This window comes from Gracilibacillus oryzae, assembly GCF_009498735.1.
Lineage (GTDB): Bacteria > Bacillota > Bacilli > Bacillales > Amphibacillaceae > Gracilibacillus > Gracilibacillus oryzae.
The window spans coordinates 235,171-251,748 of the sequence record NZ_ML762424.1; the positions used below are offsets into that span (position 1 = coordinate 235,171).

Annotated in this window: 24 protein-coding genes; 3 read left to right on the top strand and 21 right to left on the bottom strand. The window is 36.5% G+C overall.

Features of this window, described 5'->3' with window-relative positions:
• The first annotated feature begins 70 nt into the window (after positions 1 to 70).
• From F9U64_RS01055 to F9U64_RS01065, 3 genes are all read left to right on the top strand, one after another.
• Entirely contained in the window at positions 71 to 439 is a 369-nt protein-coding gene (locus F9U64_RS01055) for a YhjD family protein (RefSeq protein ID WP_153400922.1), read from the top strand.
• 132 nt (positions 440 to 571) lie between these two features.
• Complete coding sequence (locus tag F9U64_RS01060) at positions 572 to 1,468, top strand: ATP-binding protein (protein WP_153400923.1); 897 nt, start codon at positions 572 to 574, stop codon at positions 1,466 to 1,468.
• Entirely contained in the window at positions 1,462 to 1,764 is a 303-nt protein-coding gene (locus F9U64_RS01065) for an STAS-like domain-containing protein (RefSeq protein ID WP_153400924.1), read from the top strand. Before F9U64_RS01060 ends, F9U64_RS01065 begins: the two co-directional genes overlap by 7 nt.
• Positions 1,765 to 1,850: 86 nt before the next feature.
• Here F9U64_RS01065 and F9U64_RS01070 read toward each other — a convergent pair whose 3' ends face one another.
• The 21 genes from F9U64_RS01070 to F9U64_RS01160 form a co-directional block, all read right to left on the bottom strand.
• Positions 1,851 to 2,810: an N-acetylmuramoyl-L-alanine amidase family protein gene (locus tag F9U64_RS01070; RefSeq protein ID WP_153400925.1), complete on the bottom strand. Its 960-nt coding sequence runs from the start codon at positions 2,808 to 2,810 to the stop codon at positions 1,851 to 1,853.
• The gene (locus tag F9U64_RS01075; RefSeq protein ID WP_228275540.1) at positions 2,810 to 3,085 is read right to left on the bottom strand and encodes a phage holin family protein; all 276 of its coding nucleotides are present in this window, start codon (positions 3,083 to 3,085) and stop codon (positions 2,810 to 2,812) included. Before F9U64_RS01075 ends, F9U64_RS01070 begins: the two co-directional genes overlap by 1 nt.
• Before the next feature lie 16 nt (positions 3,086 to 3,101).
• Positions 3,102 to 3,401, bottom strand: coding sequence for a hypothetical protein (locus F9U64_RS01080; protein ID WP_153400926.1), 300 nt, complete (start codon positions 3,399 to 3,401; stop codon positions 3,102 to 3,104).
• 161 nt (positions 3,402 to 3,562) lie between these two features.
• On the bottom strand, positions 3,563 to 3,703 hold the full coding sequence (locus F9U64_RS22575; RefSeq protein ID WP_194287243.1) for a CD1375 family protein: 141 nt from the start codon (positions 3,701 to 3,703) through the stop codon (positions 3,563 to 3,565).
• A gap of 43 nt (positions 3,704 to 3,746) precedes the next feature.
• Complete coding sequence (locus tag F9U64_RS23335; RefSeq protein WP_266095229.1) at positions 3,747 to 3,857, bottom strand: CD1375 family protein; 111 nt, start codon at positions 3,855 to 3,857, stop codon at positions 3,747 to 3,749.
• Complete coding sequence (locus F9U64_RS01085) at positions 3,857 to 4,090, bottom strand: hypothetical protein (RefSeq protein WP_153400927.1); 234 nt, start codon at positions 4,088 to 4,090, stop codon at positions 3,857 to 3,859. The genes F9U64_RS23335 and F9U64_RS01085 overlap by 1 nt, the downstream gene beginning before the upstream one ends.
• Positions 4,090 to 6,138 carry an exo-alpha-sialidase gene (locus F9U64_RS01090; protein WP_153400928.1) on the bottom strand — a complete coding sequence of 683 codons (2,049 nt, stop codon included), beginning with the start codon at positions 6,136 to 6,138 and terminating at the stop codon, positions 4,090 to 4,092. The genes F9U64_RS01085 and F9U64_RS01090 overlap by 1 nt, the downstream gene beginning before the upstream one ends.
• The gene (locus F9U64_RS01095; RefSeq protein WP_153400929.1) at positions 6,138 to 6,707 is read right to left on the bottom strand and encodes a hypothetical protein; all 570 of its coding nucleotides are present in this window, start codon (positions 6,705 to 6,707) and stop codon (positions 6,138 to 6,140) included. The genes F9U64_RS01090 and F9U64_RS01095 overlap by 1 nt, the downstream gene beginning before the upstream one ends.
• 14 nt (positions 6,708 to 6,721) lie before the next feature.
• A complete protein-coding gene (locus tag F9U64_RS01100; protein WP_153400930.1) occupies positions 6,722 to 7,792 on the bottom strand; it encodes a LamG domain-containing protein in 1,071 nt (356 codons plus the stop codon).
• A gap of 1 nt (position 7,793) precedes the next feature.
• Entirely contained in the window at positions 7,794 to 9,296 is a 1,503-nt protein-coding gene (locus F9U64_RS01105) for a phage tail fiber repeat family protein (protein WP_153400931.1), read from the bottom strand.
• Between the two features lie 13 nt (positions 9,297 to 9,309).
• Entirely contained in the window at positions 9,310 to 9,615 is a 306-nt protein-coding gene (locus tag F9U64_RS01110) for a hypothetical protein (RefSeq protein WP_153400932.1), read from the bottom strand.
• Positions 9,615 to 10,376, bottom strand: a complete 762-nt coding sequence (locus F9U64_RS01115) for a hypothetical protein (protein WP_153400933.1) — start codon at positions 10,374 to 10,376, stop codon at positions 9,615 to 9,617. The genes F9U64_RS01110 and F9U64_RS01115 overlap by 1 nt, the downstream gene beginning before the upstream one ends.
• Positions 10,373 to 11,512 carry a baseplate J/gp47 family protein gene (locus F9U64_RS01120; RefSeq protein WP_153400934.1) on the bottom strand — a complete coding sequence of 380 codons (1,140 nt, stop codon included), beginning with the start codon at positions 11,510 to 11,512 and terminating at the stop codon, positions 10,373 to 10,375. The genes F9U64_RS01115 and F9U64_RS01120 overlap by 4 nt, the downstream gene beginning before the upstream one ends.
• Positions 11,502 to 11,864, bottom strand: coding sequence for a contractile injection system sheath initiator (locus F9U64_RS01125; RefSeq protein ID WP_153400935.1), 363 nt, complete (start codon positions 11,862 to 11,864; stop codon positions 11,502 to 11,504). The genes F9U64_RS01120 and F9U64_RS01125 overlap by 11 nt, the downstream gene beginning before the upstream one ends.
• Positions 11,861 to 12,496 carry a Gp138 family membrane-puncturing spike protein gene (locus tag F9U64_RS01130; RefSeq protein WP_153400936.1) on the bottom strand — a complete coding sequence of 212 codons (636 nt, stop codon included), beginning with the start codon at positions 12,494 to 12,496 and terminating at the stop codon, positions 11,861 to 11,863. The genes F9U64_RS01125 and F9U64_RS01130 overlap by 4 nt, the downstream gene beginning before the upstream one ends.
• Positions 12,493 to 13,278, bottom strand: coding sequence for a phage protein (locus F9U64_RS01135; protein WP_153400937.1), 786 nt, complete (start codon positions 13,276 to 13,278; stop codon positions 12,493 to 12,495). The genes F9U64_RS01130 and F9U64_RS01135 overlap by 4 nt, the downstream gene beginning before the upstream one ends.
• Positions 13,271 to 13,579, bottom strand: a complete 309-nt coding sequence (locus tag F9U64_RS01140) for a phage baseplate plug family protein (RefSeq protein WP_153400938.1) — start codon at positions 13,577 to 13,579, stop codon at positions 13,271 to 13,273. Before F9U64_RS01140 ends, F9U64_RS01135 begins: the two co-directional genes overlap by 8 nt.
• A complete protein-coding gene (locus tag F9U64_RS01145) occupies positions 13,576 to 13,998 on the bottom strand; it encodes a phage baseplate protein (RefSeq protein ID WP_153400939.1) in 423 nt (140 codons plus the stop codon). Before F9U64_RS01145 ends, F9U64_RS01140 begins: the two co-directional genes overlap by 4 nt.
• Before the next feature lie 10 nt (positions 13,999 to 14,008).
• Entirely contained in the window at positions 14,009 to 16,045 is a 2,037-nt protein-coding gene (locus tag F9U64_RS01150) for a phage tail tape measure protein (RefSeq protein ID WP_153400940.1), read from the bottom strand.
• A 42-nt stretch (positions 16,046 to 16,087) separates the two neighbouring features.
• A complete protein-coding gene (locus tag F9U64_RS01155; RefSeq protein ID WP_153400941.1) occupies positions 16,088 to 16,249 on the bottom strand; it encodes a hypothetical protein in 162 nt (53 codons plus the stop codon).
• 49 nt (positions 16,250 to 16,298) lie between these two features.
• Complete coding sequence (locus tag F9U64_RS01160; protein ID WP_153400942.1) at positions 16,299 to 16,571, bottom strand: hypothetical protein; 273 nt, start codon at positions 16,569 to 16,571, stop codon at positions 16,299 to 16,301.
• Positions 16,572 to 16,578 lie beyond the last annotated feature (7 nt).

Sequence of the window (16,578 nt, forward strand, 5' to 3'; positions counted from 1 at the left end):
TTTTGGTATTGCATTAATTTCTCTATCGGATATATAATAAGAACAAATGTTCTAAACAGGGGTGGAAAGGTTGAAAAATTTAGATAAAGATGAATGGCAAATTGCTTCGCGGTTTTTATTTGTGGATCTAACTTTGAAAGTGATCGATCGAGATCTAAAAATGCTGAAAGAGTCATCACCATTTAAAATTAGTGAGCCGTATATTACTCTGTTGGAGAGAACAAAGAAGATTGGTACTGCTGAAAGAAAAGCATTAAAGAAGAAAATGTATCAGGAGAATATTGGGGTAGTTCAAAACAAAAAAGAGGAATCCTTTACCTATTACTTATTTTCTTGCAAAGGGGCAAAAGAAGAAAGAAGTTATTTTAATCCAAATATAAAGAAAAAAGTGGAGAATATATTGGATGAGTGGATGAAACAAGATAATAAGATGGCTTAAGTTAACTTCCCTCTAATCAGTTAAATTCATAATTTCTAAAATAATATAGATAATTTTTCCCAATAAAGGTATTATGAACTATATGGAAAATAAGAGACATAAAAATCTTTAATTGTTTTAGGGGTGGAAGAAATGGAAGTATTGATACCAAGTAATTTCAATAGATTTACTATGTACGATCTACTATCTTCAGTTATAGACAATGACTTAAATCCGAAAGACACTGTGATTTCCTTTAACTTTACTAAGTTGAAATTTATTGAACCAGCAGGAGTAACAATTTTAAGTAATTTATTCGAATGGTTACATAAACGAGGGGTTTCTTCCAGAATCATTTATCCAGAAAATTGTTCTGGCAAAAAAAATCCAATACAATTCCTTGATGACTCCAATTTTTTTATGAGATATGCAGGCAAAAATCTTACTAGGAATCCAAATCCTCGACCGACTACAATTCCATTAAAATTAGTGGCGTATAGCGACGGACCCAGGTGGCTAGAAAGAGAGTTTTCTTTTTGGTTATCAAACCAGCTAAATATCCCTCTGACATCCTTAGCCACTATTAGAATTTGTTTTGGTGAAATTTTTAATAATATCCGAGATCATGCACAAGAAAATATAGGTTGTATATTTGCTCAGCATTATCCTGGTTCTAATGAAATTAAGATCACCATATCGGATTTCGGAGTAGGGATACCTGAGAACATACGCAGAGTAAGACCATCTTTACAAGACGATGAGGCAGTAATGATAGCAACAACAGAGGGGTTCACTTCACAAACTTCACCTAGAAACTTAGGTGCTGGTTTACACACTTTGATTGAGAACGTTGTGAAAAATAATAACGGATCTGTTCACATACACTCAAATTATGGTATATTAAACTGTACAAAGGGTATAGTTAGTAATGAAGTGGAAAAGTTTGCTTCCCTAAAAGGGAGCTTTTACCCAGGAACACTAATTGAAACTATCCTTAAAACAGATAGTATTCAAAATATAACTGATATTGAGGAGGAGTTCGAATGGTAATAAAAATAGCTAGCCACGTAGAACGTTGTTACTCCAACGAAGAAGGCAAAATAATACAAAACTTAATTAAATCTAATTTAGAAAAAAATGTCTCTTTAACGCTTTCGTTTGAAGGAGTTTCAGGTGTTACTTCATCTTTTGTAAACACTGCCTTTATTGAGTTGCTTGATAACTATAATTTTGATTTTATAAAGGCAAACATTAAGTTTATCCACACTACAAAACAAATAAATAAAATGATCAAAGAGAGATATGCTTTCGAAGTAAAAAAAAGAAATGAGTTAGTCATTGCTTAGAATACTCTTATAACGTAAAAGTTGCCATCATTTTCATGATGGCAACTTTTATAGTTAGTTAACCAATCAATATATTGTAAACCTGCTTACTTAGATTGTTCTACTCGCCCTTCTAATTCGGCAACTCGATTCTTAAGTGGATTAATTTCATACTCACGAATCTTTTCAGCAAAACGATCTAAAACTTCTGCAGCTTGTTCCCTGGTTAATGGCATTTTAGGATTTGAACCGTCAAAATAACCTTGCATTACTTGTTGTTTCCACACATCTTTTGCCCACTCTGAAGGTTGATCAGATGTAGATGGTTTATCCTGTTTCTGTTCAAATAACCTTTTCATTTCATGCTTTAATTCATCAATTTCCTTTTGTAATTCCTTTTCTGCGCTCACGCTTAACCCCTCCTCTTTATTTTTTGGTTCAGATGTCGCCGTTTCTACTTTCTCGCTCTTCGGTTGTACTCCAAAGTACCGGCATACAAGAGCGTAATGTACATAAGATAGATTGTCGAGTTGTTCTGGATCAAGTAAATATTGTTTTAATTCTTTGGGATTCGTAAAGAAAAAACTTTCCGTTAACAATACCGGCATGTTTGTTTCTTTTACCACATAGAATTCTGACCATGTTCCTGGAGTACATGGGTATGTTCCATTACTCCATAACGGATACCTGAAGGCCTCCATTTCCTCTTTATATAAATTTGCTAGATGTTTTCCTTCTTCGCTGTTATACCAATAGAATCCAGCAGCACCTTTTGCAGTTGCGCTCCCTGCATTGGAGTGAATAAAGATTGCTGTGTCTACTTTATGATAGTTACAATATCTTACCCTTTCAGAAAGAGACATTTTGCGTTTTCCACCTTCTTGGGGAAACAATACTGTAATATTGGAGTGTTCTCTCAATAATTTCACTGTATCTTTTGCGATTTCATAATTCGAGTCGAATTCTTCATATTCTCCATCAGCATCTAAGTTAGTGAAAATACCTTTTCCCCCGGTCAGTTCCCATGTGTCATGGTTGTGTCCAGCAAATATTGCGACTTTACTCATTATTGACCACCTTCTTGGTGTTTGGTTTGGACTATTAACTGGTGGACAAACACTGCAACACCAGCAGCAATTATACCTTGTATTACCCCTTCAACAGAGAATCCGACAACAAATAGTGCAGCAACAATACCGGCAATTAATATAGCCCATACTATAAACCAGTCTGGGAAGCTTGGTGTATTTTTCAAGAACATTCCCAACACCCATAAAGCTGCAATTACAATTAGCATTTCCGGTGCAACATACTCCATTAATTGATTAAATTGATTTTCCATTCTTAATTCCTCCTTTTTATTGTCCAAAGAATTGAAAAAGCGCATAGATGATTACGGTTAGTAATCCTCCTGCGCCGGTAATATTGATAATAACTTTCCATAAGTTTGATAATTTTGTTTTATTAGTATTCAGATGATGATCAATCAAAGTGTTCAGTAACTTTTTTTGTTCGTCATTACTTTTTTGCACGGTAGTTTTTACTTCTTTCATTTCGTGCGAAAAGCTTGCAAACGTATTTTCTAGCGTTGTTATTCGCCTTTCATGATCCTGCCAGATAGGCATATTTTCCATCCCCTCGTCTGTTTGATTAGACATCCCGGTACCCCCTATGACTTGTAATATAATTGCGATGCATGCAATATCTATAGATTCTGTTTGGTTATCTCTGTATAATGTTGCTAACACCATGCGAACCTATGCCGTATGGTGTTACAGAGGTGAGCACTACCCCTCGTTTTTGACATAAAAAAATACACCTATTGAGGTGCTTGTTCTGTGATTAATTCTTCCTGTCCTAATTCTGTTAAAACTTCAGCAACTTGTGGCTGGATTAAACTTGGTACTTCGGCATACGTTTTATAACCGCGCACAATTAGAGTAGCATAAATTACGTCCATATCTTGCACCTCCCTTCCAAGTATAAATGCGTAATAGATTCGCTTAATTAGATTGATCATCTAGGATCGCCTGCACTTTTTCTCTTAAATTGCTAGGTACATCATCGATTGTTTTTAGTTCTTTCTTGATTAATGCTGCATAGATCTTATCCATTAATTGCTCCCTCCCATCATTTGCTCGTAAATGTCAGTTAAGGCTAACATTGTATTTGTATTATCCCGTTCTAGCTGCAAGTTCTTTTCGTATTGATCCGTTAATGCAAGCATGAGACTCGTATTTTCAGACTCAAGTCGTTGTATTTTCTCCTGGTCTGTCTCTTCTCCCATAACCTTTTCAGGAGGACCAAAAGATCCATCGGCTAATCGTTTACGTCTAACTACTGGCATCAGCTAAGCACCCCACTTATTCGTTTTATCCCCTTATCACTTGTCACACTGGTTCTAGTCAAGGTCAGCTTTAAAATAATATTCTCAGCCTCCACTCCACCATTATCAAAAGTGAATTCATCTTCCTCTATTCCATCAGTTACAAAAGCTGTGCTTTCTAATGTCATTGGCTGGTAGCTTTCCGGATCTCCATTCATCCCCATATGGATTTGAGCATCTACAACTAAGTCACCTGTTTCACGTTGGATCCAAAGGACGGCACCAGATGCAGTACCATTAGGAGGCGTTAATTTATATCTAGCTACAGATGTGAGCAATGGTTGGTTATTTTCAATTTTCGTTACGGATAAAGTCTTGCTAGTAATCGCTCCGTAACTGTCTACTGCCTGCACAGTAATGGTGTTTTCACCTTCATTCAGCCTATCTAACGTTACTTGAAAAGAAAATGACCCGCTACTACCGTTATAAACTTCGGTAAACGAGCCATTTTCAATCTTATATTTTACGATTACATTGTTGTTATCTGGATCTGAAACACTACCGCTGATGGTGACTGCATCACTATCGATTAAATCAGTACGTGTACTAAAATCATCTATCGTTAATGTGGCCGGACGGTTTGGTACTACATAAAAGCTTCTTACTTCTTCTTCCGATTTACCGCCTTGATCATCTTCTACCCATACCTTTAACACATGTTGGCTACCTTCAGCTAAGTCACCAGTTACTGCAGTATCACCGTTATATAGCTTCCCTTGTTTAAATGTTAATACACGATTAAAAGGAAAGGTTGCTCCATCAGATATTTTTACTGTGATGGCACGAACTTCACCACTATTAATTTGATATTTAACTGTTGCTACATTTCCGCTGTCTACATCTTGTGCAGAACCACCAATAGTAAAGGTATCACTTTCATATAAGGTTCTATTATCTGTTGTATTAAGTGTTAATGTCGGATTGTTGTTTGTCGTGTATGTTCCAGTATATTCAACACTTATATATGTCTGATAAATAAGTGGGGGCCTATCACCAAATACTCCACTAAATGTCGAATCAAAAAGAGTAGAAGAATTATATCCGCCATCAACTAAATTCACTGGGTTACTCCAGTTATTCCCTGAATCGCTTGATTTAACTAAATACGTATTTCTGCCTGATCTGTAATGGTCATAAAGTACAAATAAGTTATTTTCTTTGTCTACGGTAATACTAGGTACAGAGGAAGTGTTGTCTAAATTTTCACTGATAATTCTTTCGCTGGTCCAAGCAACTCCACCATCTATTGATTTTGAATACATTATTACCCATGTTCTTCCCCTTCCTCTCCACGCTACATGAATGGCACCATCCTTATCTACTACTGTGGATGGAGATGTTTGTTCAAAGTTGCCATCATCATAAGCGCTATAGACGATTGTTTCATTCCACGATGTACCATAGGATCTTAGTGCTTTAATGTAATGGATAGAGTTATTTGACTGAAATAATATTATAGGGTAGCCGTTTCTAACAACTATAGAAGGTTTATCATTATGATAACCACTAAAGGTACTGTCTGTTAATTGCTCAACTCCGCTCCACGTACTACCCCCATCCGTTGACTTACTGTAAAAAATATTAAAATTGTTCGGATATGCGCTTGTTTTAGCACTCCATGTTGCGTGTAAATATCCGTTTGTTGGGTCGATTGCTAAAGATACACTATTAACTGAATGAAGACCCCAAGCAATACCAGTTGTACCTGAGGTACTCCCATCCGGATATATAGTAATAAGCCTAATTGCGTCTGTTCCTGCAACATATATATAATGTACATTATTCCCTTCAGCCGCCAAGCTATAATAAGGGTAGTTTGAACTAGTGACCTCATCTCCTAAAAATGACCATATACTACCGTTGTCAATGCTTTTATAAAAATATACTCTTGAACTGTTAGTAGCTAAATTTTTAAATAGCCCAGCAACTAATGTTCCATTTTCTAACCTTACTAATCTCCTTCCACCATTGCCTTCTGTGCTATATGGCTGATTTACTACTGTACTCATTAAACCACCTCACTAATTTTTAAAGTGTATGTTCCCCACTGGCCAAATGCTAACTCTTCCTCTTCGATATTGACTAATGAATTTGATCTTGATATAAAAGCACCTTTTTTATAACTATTTGCTAAAGGGGAAACAGTTATGGTATCTTCACCTACCGATGTAACCTCTACACTTTCCTGTTGTTCATCATCGTAAATCGCCACGTATTCACCGGCATTAAATGGAACGTTATCTAGTTCTATGTTGGTTGTACCAGCTATATAAGCATTTTGTGCAACTGCAGTATCTATATCCATTTCCAATGCTTTGGCATCACCCTCTAACGCATCATAAAATATACCATTGTTAATTGGGGATCGCCCTACCATTTCCAATTCGACTCGCATTCGCTCCAAGTCATTAGCATACATAACAAGCCAGTTATAAGCGTTGTAAATACCTTCTTCTATATTGTTTGCACGACCAGCTGTGAAACGTGTTCCTTCCTGGATTGTTTGTCCATTTTCGATGTCTACGATGTGATCACGCCAATTGGTCCTAATGTATGGATTTTTATTCAACGTAGCCAATTGCACCACTCCTTTTAAATTATTGATACACTGTAAGTTATTCTTGACTTAAAGGACAGTTTGTCATTTACTTCTGCAATGGATCGCCCCACAATGGCATTTCTTTTATATGCATTCTGTAAAGGGGTGATCGTTAATTCATTGCCATTAATATCTATAATCCGCACTACTTCTGAATGATCTCCGTCATTAATGGAGATTTCTTGTCCAATAAAAAAACCAGCTGCATTTGCAACTGATAGAACCGCAAACCCTGTATTCATTTCAGATTTAGTTAATGTTTGAGTGGCATGTAAAGCCATACCGCTATGTGTAGTGAAATTAGTATGATTGGTTACCGGTCGATAAAATTCCACCAATTCTCCTGTAGAGTTAACAATAAAACCTCTAACTTTCCGATACTTATTTCCATCCCATATTGAGATTTCATCTAACTGCGACTTTTTCCATGTGGGACCATGAAGGGTACCAATTTTATTATTAGAAGTATTATCATTAATTACTTCACCAACGCCCTCATTCATTAGCCAATTGCCAATTAAATTTGCTTCACTACCACTTAATTTTTGCCACATGGTTTCTTGTATTTCTTGCTGAGTTCTAGCAACATTCCACATTCTAGCGTTGGTTAAATAACCATCAAAATAATAACCACTATATGTGGAAGCCCATCTACCAATTATTACACTTAAATTGGTTAAATCTACAGTCTTATTTAATACTCCAATTATTTCTCCATCTTTAAAAATTGTTATCGTATTATTTCTATAAGATATAGCTAAATGCATCCATTTTTTTGATTGTACAGTAGTATAAATATATGTCCTTGAATTAGTAGCATTATAATCACTTACTCCATCGCCATGATAGATTTGTACTCTATCTGGTTTATTAGGAATAATATTTAAACCTTTATTAAGACTATGATTAAAATTCCCTATCACTGATGTATGTTCATCAAAAGAATTAACAAAACATTCAATCTCAAATGTTACTTCAGATAATTCTCCATAGGCATCAATTGAAATATAATCATTATTACCATCAAAATTTAGATAGCTGTCACCAATCTGCACATTTTTCATATCACATCACCTTAAATACAATATCATTTGGAGACACTGAAGGAATATCAGATTCGCTGTAAGATACATGAATTTTACCAGCGTTAGATGATATAAAATTACTATCATTTGCTAAGTCACTAGTATTATGCGGGATGGTAGGCTTGCCTGTTAATTCACTATATTTACCGCTAAATTCTGATTTATTATTCCATTTTAATTTTTCTGCATCTGTTACAAAACGATGTGTAGAATTTTGTAATATATCAGTAGGATAATGGTCATGTTGGGACGGCGGAAAATTAGCAGGTACATCAGTTAAATGATTGTATGAACCACTAAAGTATGATATTTCCCTCCAATTTCCCCACTCCGCATTACTTGTACCTACCCTATATAAAATACCATTTGTTCCGTATACAATTTGTCTAGGATAGCCACCTGAACCATCTTTCCAAGGGGTGTATGTTTCAAGGAAACAATAGGTTCCACTTACAAAATCATCTACATGGATAATGCTGGTCCTTTTAAACTCAACTTGCAATGATGTTGATACTTCAGACATTTCCATATATTCTAATGGAGTATAATCTACATCTCTCGTATCTTCCCCTTGTATAAAATTATGAGTATGGGTTGAAAGCAGAGTGTCAATTTCATTTTTCGTATACTTATCTAAATCCGTTATATCTGACTCAGTGTGAGTATGTCCTGTATTACTTTTTCCTCTTAGTTTAGTATCTACTTGTTCCTTTGTATACTTATCCAAGTCTGTAATATCATCTTCCACATGTTTATGGCCAGTATTAGATTTACCAGAAAGTTTAGTTTCCACTTCAGATTTAGTATATTTATCTAAATCTGTAATTTCACTTTCTGTGTGACTATGTGCTTCAGGTGGATATTCACGAGGTTTATTGACAATATTAGACCAATCAATAACTAAATCTACACCTTCTGCCTCAGATGTTTTAATAAAGTTTGTACCATCATGCACATATTCTGCCCACCCACTATTAACAGTTGGATCGGCAGAAGCGTCAATAACCATAACACGTAATCCCTCAAATTTATCTAAGGTATCCCGCGCTGTAATATCTGCTGCTATTTTTATTTCCTTCAGATTATTAGGTAATTGACTACTATGAATAATACCGTTGTTATCTAACGTTGCTGTACCATTAGGTTTCCCTTTTTCATTTTGTAAGCTTTGAATATTGCTTTCATTAGTAGATATTTTATTTCCATGACCAGATAATACTCCTTCATTAGAGGTAATACGTAACTCATGATCATCAATTTCTTTTTTATTAGATGTTATTCTTATTTCATGGCCATCTATCTCTTCTTCCATTGACGCTAATTGATTGCTATGCTGGGATATATTTTCTGATTCTTCTGATAACCTAGTAAGTTCTCCTTCAATCTTATTCATATTATCAGCATGAATAGGTGTACCTTCTTGTAATATATTCCCTTCACCATCTGTAACTCTATTTTTCCATTCCGTTGGAGTATAAGCCACTTGTTATCACTCCTTAATTACCTTTTTCTTTAATAGTTAATTCAAATGCAAAAACTAAAACTAATCCATCTTCCGCTTTATCAATCTTATATGGTTTTATTGCTAATACTTCATTCATGTTTGTTAATAATTGTGCTTCTTCCACATGCCCTGTTTCAGTTTCCAGGTAAAGATATTTCCGAAGTTCGTTACCTTCTTGAATTGTTCTGAATATATCGTAATTTACATATTGACCATTTAATTTTACTTTTCCTCGTTTAATTAATTCATTCCAATAATTAATTGTTTTTTCAATGAATATTGGTTGTACAACCGCCATTATATTTCCCCCTCTCCTACATAAACCTCACCAGCGCGTTTATATAGCACATCATTATTTCGATATTCTTCCGTTAACATTACGTTTATCTGTTCTTCTTCTACACTAATTTGAGAAGTGTTGAAAGTATTGCAGATAGGATAATATACATCGAAGCCATATGCGTTTTCCTGTATATCAAGAGGTGATCTCGACAACCCACCTGGCATGCCTGCTGTTTGAAATGTGTTACAAATCTTATATGGGATGTCAAATGAGTAATCGCGGCTTGTTAATACTAGACTTTCTCTTTCCGCTTTTATCATCCAATAAATTCTTACTCCGTCCTGTACTACTCTATTTATCCATGGACTTGGGATCATAGAAGCATTTTCCGATAAATACAATTCTATAGCTGCAGGCTCATGATCATACACATTAGATGTCCATGATTCTTTCAAACCGATGTAATCATTACCCATAACAATGCTCATAATCTCGTTAATTGTTTCAATATCACCCTCAGAGAAGTTCGCTTTGTCTTTGGTTTTTATCAGTAATCGGTATAAGTCATCATCTGCACCATAACGTGGTTGCCCTACTTCATTGCCGTAATTATCTAGTACCTTACCAACAGCATTATCGATATCTTGATAGTGTTTTATTTTTCCATTGGTAACTTGAAATTCTTGCAATTCTTCCTCGAAAATTGAAATTAATTTACCAATGTTAGAATTAGGATTTTGGGTATAACGGTCTGTGATTTTCTTAATCATAATCATTGTGATACCACAACCTTTTCCCAATCCGTAACGGCTCTTTGTTTACGGTTAATCACAATATTATTGGAGTTATAATCAATGCCATCTATTGATACTTGAATTACTGCATCCTCAACACCAGCAACCGTTCCTGCGTGTGTCGCCACTTGAAATATAATGACGTTATCATTAATGCCTAAGCCATCATATTCGGTACCATCTTCATCTCGGCCGCCAATGTACTCTATGATTTTTGTTCTAACGGCATCCAAATCCACATTTCCAGTAATCGTTGCATTGACATAAACATCAACCTCTTCAGGCCTTGTGAACCCAATCATCTGTGGCTGTTGCTTACTATCTGTCACTTCGACATATGTCTCGCCAAATGATTGCATGCCACCAGCTTTATAACGCAGGATAGTTTGGGCAACTTCTTGATCATTACCTCCCCATACTAATGGTTCGATGCTTTTTTTGGGTAATCCATTTAACTCTTCCATCGTTACGTTTTCATATAAGAAAGCATCAATGACCCCTTCAACATTAAGCAATTGAAATACAAGGCGATTTTCAGCTTTTTTTGTTCGGTCCAAACGTCTTTTAAATGCTAAATCGGTTTCTTTTTCTCTGCCGCCAGAGGTTGCTTCCGAATTTGTAACACTGTTCACTCCTACTCTTGGTGTGACAATGTCTGTTATACTATTAGCTTCCACGTTTCCATCTACGCCACGCTCTAATGCTCTGATCGGTACATTCACACTACCGTTCACAATAGTTGCTGTTTCTGTGGTTTGGAATTGGATTTTTCTAGCTGTTTCCACTAAAAAACCAGAGTTAATAACAGTGTTATCTTCTCCGGTTATGGTAAGCAATCCTCTTGCAAATAAAGCTTGTTGTCGTGTGGCTCCTTGTCGCTTAGCATTACGATCAAGTGCGACACCCTCTGAGGTTTCAACAAACCCAGCATTATAGGCACTTTCTAAATCTTGAGCAAACAAAGACATAAACCATGCCACAACACGTATTAAAATACCGAGAAACTGCCGTTCAGAAAGATTCACATCTTCTCCGAACTTTTCCCTTGCTCTTTGTTCCATTGATGCGATAATGTCTGCATATCTTTTCCGCTTAAACCCTCTCTCATCAAGCAACATCCATCACCTCGCTTCCTTCGATGATTTCGTCATCTGCCACACATCTAAAGTCAATTTCAAGTAGTCTTATCCTTCTATCAAATGAAACATTCACCTCAATTACGCTTGTGACTCTAGCCACTTGTTCTAAAGCTTCATAGATAACTTGAGTCGCTTCTTCCTCATCTACAGCCTTTTGCCTAAATGCTTCGTATCTGGTTCCGTGCAATGGATCCAAAAACCATTCCATTAGATTGGTCTTTAACACACTTCTTATTTCCTGCATCAGTTCCTCTTCTTTTTCTACCCAAACAAAATCGCCATTTTCCATTACAATATCACCGGTGTCTTCGTTGATTTTTAATGCCTTCATTCTGTTTTCACCTTCTTACTAGGTGCTGGACTCTGATTCAATGGAGGACTTGTCACGCCATTTCCACCTGGATCTGACCATGTATAAGCATGTGTATGGCTATCTAACCATTGTTTTAATTGATCACCTAATGGAACACCTTCTGTTGCATTCTCACCTAAATAAATATTGCTATCACTTTCGATTACTACCTCACCAGATTCTTTTATAACCACTTTGGACGTAAAGTCTTTCTTAGCAATAATCAGATCATTTTCATGGCCTATTGGCAAAGGTACTTGGAATGTCTGGACACCTTGTGTAATAATGGCATCTGTAATGCTGAACTTTTCCTTTGCCCTTGGTTCCTGCTGCTCGCCAGTAGTAATCAATTCATCGATAGAACTTTCAGCAAATATGACAGTCACTAAATCCCCTTTTTGGTAAGGTGGTCGAATGATAAAATCTTTTGTATGAAAATAGCTTACAGGCACATCAAATACTTCATCACCAGTTTGCATGATGGTGATATCTGCTTTCATTAGCGATGGATCATAATTTTCAATTCTCGCAATGGCAGCAGTATGCATGCCGTTTATTCCATCGCCAATCATTCCTTGTATAAATTGATTGAAATTACTCTTTTCATTCATTCGACCACCTTCAATTCAGAATAAAATTGACTAGCATCACATTTATGGGATCCACTTTTTATACGGAATTTACCGTTAGCAGTGGAGGATGCTATTGCCACTAATCCATCTGTAGTCATTCTGTGATTTAATAATGCTGTAACGTTATATCCACTATTTTCTTCGTCTTCAAATCGCTCTGGTGTTCCTACAAGACCATGGTCTGAATCTAGTAAAAAGCCAATATCGTCACCCGCACTTTTCGGTCTTATAAATATTTTCTCGTTGAGAATATGGAGTTTTGCACCACAATCGCCAGCAATATTTTTTAAAACTTGTCTTAATTTCCCTCTAAATGTCCTCGCTCGTAAATATTGCACATTATTAGGTAAAACAAATGCTCCTATACTTAATCCTGTCATGCTCAAGAAACGATTTAACACTTGTTCTGCAGTAGTTCCTGCTGCAAATGTCTCAGATACATCTAAATCATTCCACGCTTCACTTGCATCAGTTGATGTGATAGTTGTAATCTTATCCACTCCTTCTTTTGAAGTAGATACATTTTGCACCGCTCCCAAATGGATTGATCCTACATCACCACGATAACCAGCGTTTAAAATCACTGGTTGATGTTTTCTAATTTGATTTATGGTATTCTCTGATAGATTATAAATCTGTATCTCGGTATCATTGGATTCGGGATCATCACCGAAATTGACGGTAAAATAAACCGTAAATCCCGGGTATTCAAAGGATAAACCACCAATCGATAATCTTATTTCCCGTTTAAAATTATTCATCGGCAGCATCCTCTATATATAAAAATACTGTGTCCATAAAGTTGTTATACGTGATCTCTGACTCATTTCCTGCTTCATCCTTTGGAATAATCGTGACATCAGGAAAACGTTCGTCAGCATACTCAAATAAAGGAATGCCATAGCTTAGTTTCTCACCATAGACAAGGACCTCATCACCTAGCATTAAACCAATCGTAAAGAAGTCATGCTCTGAATTATAATGGATCTCAAATGTATAGATATCCTCAAATCGCATTTCAAACCGATAAGGGATACGTTCTTTCTCGATAGGCATAATCATGATGCCTGCACCCTTCCTGCGTTACCAACATCTTTTACTTGCGCCCTTACTTCTGGTGCAAGTAAATCTACAGTGCTTGTCTTAACAATACGGACTTGTTTTAAAGTTAGTGAGAAATTAAACCCATTTGCTATGTCGGCATCCCGATCACTTGGGAAACTCTCAATCACTACTGTATTAATTCGACCCCGGCCAACATATGTCACAGGTTCTTTTTTCCTAAACAATTCTAATAGTTGAGCATATTTACTTGGTGCATCTTGACCTGTACACATTCCCGATATGTTGAAGGTAGTAGGTGTTGATCCAACATGATCAGCTATATCGTTTCCGTCTTCAACTGGATGTTCCGTGATGGTATTTTTATAGTTATGCGATTCAGATAAAATAAAAAAAGACACATTGCCTAAACGTGCCATTGTATCACCTCTAATTCTTTGTCGATGCTACTCTGATAAAATCGTTCATCAGAGATGGGAATAATCTTTCTAATTCTTCTCTGATATTAGTTCCCGCATTTTCACTACCGCCGTTTACTTCAATCCTTATATACGGGGAGAATACATTACTTGATTGTTGATCATGATAGGTGTTTGGTGTAATAGATTGTGATTGTGGATTATAACCATCGACAGTAGCATTAGCTAATTTATTACTGGCATTTTCGACTTCATTCGCTTTATCTAAAATACCAATCCCTAAACCTTCACCGTAAAAGGAACCTTGTTCGATAGCTACACGAGAAGGTGAATGAATTCCTAATGTATCAGTCACAACATCAGGTATATATTTATCAATGAATCCACTGATTTGCTCACCTAACCATGCGCCCATAGACTTAATACCTTCCCACAATCCTAAAATAATATCAGTTCCCCATCCAACTGCATCCTCTTTCACACCAGTAAACCAGCCCGTTAAGTTTTCCCATAAAGTCGCAAATGGTTCTGATAACATTTCCCACGCACCGCTTACTACGCCACCTATTGCATTCCATAAACCATTCCAGATTAATAACAACCCATCTTTAATGGCTGTAAAGTCACCGGTAAGCAATCCAGAGAAAGTCGCGATTAAACCCATTATAATATCTATTGCCCCACTAAATATGCTTGATATAGCTGTCCATGCTCCGCCTATAATGTCACGTACTAATGGCATGACAAACTGAATTGTGCCTTGAATGAAAGAAAAAGCTGTTTGAATGGCTTGCATGATCGTATCACCATGCGTTTGCCAAAAGGACTGTATATGTGCTAACTGTTGGGAAATAAATGGCGCTATTAACGATACAACAAATTGTATGGTTGCCCATACTTCATCAAACGCAGTTTTCAAGACGCTAACAATATTATTAAAAATAATGGATGCATTATTATATATTTCTTGCCCATTCTCTTTCCAAAATTGGACTACTTCATTCCAAACACCTTCAATTACACCAGAAGCTTCAGTCATTCCACCTTCTACAACATCACCAAACCAACTAAATACATCACCTATGAACGTGAAGAAATCATCCAGAGTGTTTTGGATAGCCGGCATATTGTCTTGCACAAGATCCATAACCCCTTGCAAAGCAGGTATGAATTTTATACCTAGTTCTGTTGCCACTCCACTAAAAGTAGAAGTGAGATTGTTCCATTCTTGACGAAATTTCTCGGCTTGATTTAATTGATCATCATCAATGACATTCGCGCTATTTTTCATGTTCTCTAATTCTTCTGCTGTCATATTAAGCACAGGCGCTAACTCTTCCCCCGTTGTGCTTAATAGCGCAGTTGCTAATGCGTTTCTTTCTGTTTGGTTCTCCATGCCTTGCAATCCAGCAATAACTTCATCAAATAATTGCCCTTGTGATTTTAATTCACCAGATGCATCTAAAACAGACACTCCTAGTTGATCAAACATTTCTGCACCCTCACCAGTACCACTTGCGGCTTCAACAGCTCTCTCAGCTAACATGGCCATATCTCCCGCTGCTGCTTCTCCAGAATGACCGAATGTTTTCATAACATGATCCCATTCTTGAAAAGCTTCGGTGCTCATACCAGTTACTTGTGCGTATTGATTTATTTCACTTGCTGCATTTGTTGCATGTGCCACTAATCCACCTATCGCTGCCCCTGCGCTTGCGATGGCTCCAATAGATGCGGCAGCTGCGCCTGCGATTGCTCCAAATCCTATTTTTCCTTTTTTGCCTGCATCATCCATGGAATCTCCTAGATCATCCATTTTTTTGTCCGTTTTTTTCATATCATCCATTAAGTCATCCATGCTTGATTCTGCACCAGAAAACGAATCGGAAAATTCATCACCTAATTTATCTGCTGATTTTGATACATCTTTCAAATCCTCATCTAAAAATCCGATTGAATCAACAAGTGAATCGGTCATGCTATCAGCCTTACGTAACCCTCCATTGTCCACATCGAAACTAATACCAACGGCTAAATCTCTTAACAATAAAATAACCTCCTTTCCAAGAGGTAAATAAAAAAGACACCCTTATTTGGATGCCTTTTGATTCTTTTTCTTTTGTCTTTCTCGCTCCACCATTTCAGCATAAATTTCCATAGCGTGATTGAGCTCCATAACTTCATCATTCGTTAAAGTAGTAATATCAATTGTCACACCATTATCAGCTAGTATTGGTTTCCAAAACCACATGCGATCTTTCGCGCGCTTATAATAATAGGCTTTCTGCTGATCATGACTTTTACTTGAGTTTGAGCCCTCTAAGAAAGGTAGTGGCTTCTTGCATCACTTCTTCATAATCCTCGAGATGTTCATCCCAATAATCCCAACTCACTTTCGGCTGCACGATGACGTTTTCCATTACATATTTTTGTAAATTTTCTTCATTTGGCTTGCCATCTTTTTCTCTCATTTTGTCCTTGTTTCGTACCCAATTTAAAACACCTGGATGCTGAAATGTATACTCTTTCCCATTTTCTGATTTATATTGTTTTTGTCGTGGTTGATTTGACATTATAAAT